Here is a 3,364-nt window from a genome sequence, read left to right on the forward strand (position 1 = left end):
CACATCCATCAACTTAACGTATATTTTTATACAAAATGCGGTCTTTCCACGTAGTTTTTTATTATCTTTTATAGATGTTATAAAAGTAGGCACGTCAAATAAACCCTGACGGGTTTCAAATTTTTCGCTATGCTACCTGATGGGCAGAAGTGGTATACTCATACACAACACCTAAAATATCAAAGACTGTTTTTTTCTCATATCTGTGAGATTTTCGTCCGTTTCGCTGTAGGAGGTTAAACAGACGAAGGAGAATCTTTGATAATTCTTGGGTGTTTTTATGTAGTGCTTGATGAAAAAGTAAGAAATAATCTTTAATTATGTACATCGCTTTATATTCACTTAGTTCTTTCTGTTTCTTACGTAATAGGAGTTCTCTCATTTTAAACATAGTAGAAGAACATAATAGAATACTAATGAGTTGTCCATAAAGGTGGCATTCTAATCGCTCTTGTTTAATAGATTTACAACGATGAATTCGAAACCAAGATTTCCATATTTTAAATAACAGCTCAATTTGCCAACGCAGTGAATATAAATCATAGATTTTCTCTTTCGGTACCCATTCCGTAGGAATGTTTGTCATATATACCGTAATTCCTTGTAAAAGTTTCGTACGATCTGTATATGTAATCCCTTTTTTCTTTTCACGAATAGCTCGATCATGTAGACGTTTCTGTTTTTGCGCCTCTGTACATCTATAAACCACAATGCGAGTGGGTAGTTTGTCTTTGCTCCCTACATATACATCTTGTAATTCATAAACTTGGCCAGGTTGTAATTGGTTCATGATGTCTTCCAAATGAATTTGTATATATACCGGTCTCAATTGAGCAGGTTTTGTTTTAAATACCACTGTTTCGAATTCTTTTCTATATATTTTAGTTGGTAATTTAAGACGCGATAAATAATACCCTTCCTTATCTTGGATTGATTTAAAGTCTTGTAAACGAAAATACCCTAAGTCACGAATATATAGTTCATTCTTTTGTGTCATGTCCATTCGAGTCGCCCCATATGCCTGATCACTTCGTTTTCCTGGTTCAATTTTCACATCAGAAAACTCTCCACTCAACAAGTCATACTCTAATTGAATTTTTACACCAGCTGTATGACTACAGCCTCCGGCACCAGGATAAGTAGCTGCGAATCGATCTGGAACTTGAAAGGTTGTAGAATCAAGGATGCGAATCCGCTCAAAGTAAGCAGAAAGAGAATGAGAAATTGTAGATGATCCTCCAATTTTAGCTTGTAGAAGTGTAGTAAATACAGTTCGAAAGAAGGCTACAGAAGCCGAGTTAAATCGTCGATTCAGTCCCTCAGGACTTAATAAAATTCCTGTTGAAGTTTCTAATTGACTACAAAGTTGAGTAAGAGAGGTTGTAGCGATTTGTTGATTTAACCATACACACAAAGATAAAAAATGGTGCCCATGGCACTTACGTTTTCGTTTCATTCCACCTGCTTCTATAGCTAATTGATTAAGTGTAGCGGGAGACATATATCGATATAACTCTTCGGCAAATAAAGACAGCTCTTGTTTTTGATGCATATTCATAAAAAGCACGTCACCCTTTCTCATTAACATAAGAGAATAGTAACGTGCTTTTAAGTTTAAGAATAGTCTATTTTCTTAAGTTGATGGATGTGGGGTACCGCCACATGCCCATCAAGCTTAACAAAACAGGTTGCCCCAAAAACGATAAAAATGAACTTCTTTGCGATAAAAAACACAAAATTTTCGTTAAAGGAGAAGCTCAAAATCTAAATTTGATGGGCTGAATCCCGTATTCCTCCTTTTCGAGGGGGGGCAAAAACATCCGTATCAAAAATCTACAAAAAAAGAGAAGCTCAAAGAATACAATCTTATCTTTAACACAAGGAGAAAAAAGGCAGAATCTGTTTGATTAAAAATATGTTTTAGACTATTGAACAATAGTTGTAGACTGACAATATGTTTTCTGTACCCGAAGGATAATGTGTTAGACGAGATGACGGGGATAAACGGATAAGAAAACCGCCTGTGAGAGGGTCAATTTTTTTAAGTAGTAATTAAGTTCATGTTTCCATCGAAAAAATGCACCTTAACGAGGAGCATTAAGATATGTCTTTTTCACTTTAATGCTTTTATTATGTTATCTACAAATATTTTATCGATTTCATGTCCATGGTTTATTTGTTCTGGGTCCATAAGTAATGCTTTTGATCTATCTTTGTCAATCCACAAATGATACGTCTGGGTAGTTCCGTTTAAATAATGAACATTGATTTTAAAATTTGGTTCTTTTATGTTAGATGGATTTGTTGGGGTATCGAAGTGAGTGAATTTGATAGCATTCAAGAAGTCTCCAATCTCTAAGTCCTTAACGAATATGTATTTTTTATCACCCTCAACTTCAATAAATTCAACAGGTTTATTTTTTATGGAGTGTGATCCCTCACCATCCTTCGCTGTATATTTAAGTATAATACCATCTTCTGACTGGGTGCAATCTCTTAGCATATATGCAAGACCATGTGTTTCTTGAGGAGTAACGAACTTATTACATATATCCTTTCTATTGTCGTTTTTGTACTTGTGAATAAAAGTAAATTTCTCATTTTCATAAGTTACAGTTTCTAAACTCGGTACTTTTGCCTCCTCGTCAATTAAATAATTTTTAATGTGTATCTCGTCATTTTTCTTATCTTTTACATTTTGAGAAAATGTTTCAAATCGTTCTAGATTTCTAGATTTTTCTTTAGGTATGTGTATTACAATCTCATTTTTACTCGCTTCAGAAGATGCTTCTTTATTACCACATGCAGTTAAAGAAGCGAGCGATAAGCATATTGCTCCAACAATTAATGTTTTCTTCAAATTGAGTTCCTCCTTTGAATATATTGTAAATTTAATTATATCAATGATTAACTATTTTCCCCTAAAAAATTTATCGATACAAATCTTTTCCGTATCCCATCATCATTAAGTTAAAGCAAAGATGTATCCATAAACGGGTAATTTTTTAAGCGTCTTTTGAGAAATCAGATGATGAGAATTCACTGGCTTGCTTTTCATTATAAGGATAAAATTTAAATTTCTTAGATTCATTTATTTTTTGTAACTCTTCATATAAATTAAATGCAATATTAATTTCCTGTTTACTAGCGTTGCTGTCTTCTTTTATATGAGTTAGTTTAAACGCTTTCTCTATTAAATCTGTTCTTAATTTTAAAATAGTAATCACATCACTTTTCAAATCAAAATATTTAATTAAGGTTTTACACTTTCTCAATATTACAGTATCAGATTTCTTATATAATAAAATTATTCTCTTTATTTATTTTATGTATCTGTTCCCTTTGAACCCTACTATTATAGGGT

Annotated in this window: 3 protein-coding genes; all 3 read right to left on the bottom strand. The window is 32.8% G+C overall.

Annotated elements, in window-relative coordinates; translation table 11 throughout:
* Window positions 1–127: 127 nt before the first annotated feature.
* Window positions 128–1,558, bottom strand: a complete 1,431-nt coding sequence (locus ACO6VI_RS27845) for an IS4-like element ISBce2 family transposase (RefSeq protein WP_422424664.1) — start codon at window positions 1,556–1,558, stop codon at window positions 128–130.
* A 555-nt stretch (window positions 1,559–2,113) separates the two neighbouring features.
* A complete protein-coding gene (locus ACO6VI_RS27850) occupies window positions 2,114–2,860 on the bottom strand; it encodes a DUF4362 domain-containing protein (RefSeq protein WP_422424666.1) in 747 nt (248 codons plus the stop codon).
* Between the two features lie 145 nt (window positions 2,861–3,005).
* Complete coding sequence (locus tag ACO6VI_RS27855; protein ID WP_241667546.1) at window positions 3,006–3,227, bottom strand: hypothetical protein; 222 nt, start codon at window positions 3,225–3,227, stop codon at window positions 3,006–3,008.
* Between the last annotated feature and the right edge of the window lie 137 nt (window positions 3,228–3,364).

Source organism: Bacillus sp. PSXD-155 (genome assembly GCF_049310765.1).
Taxonomy (GTDB): Bacteria; Bacillota; Bacilli; order Bacillales; family Bacillaceae_G; genus Bacillus_A; species Bacillus_A cereus.

What these genes read in the sequence shown, in the direction of transcription:
- ACO6VI_RS27845 (WP_422424664.1), bottom strand. Translation starts at nt 1,558, where the DNA reads ATGAATATGCATCAAAAACAAGAGCTGTCTTTATTTGCCGAAGAGTTA.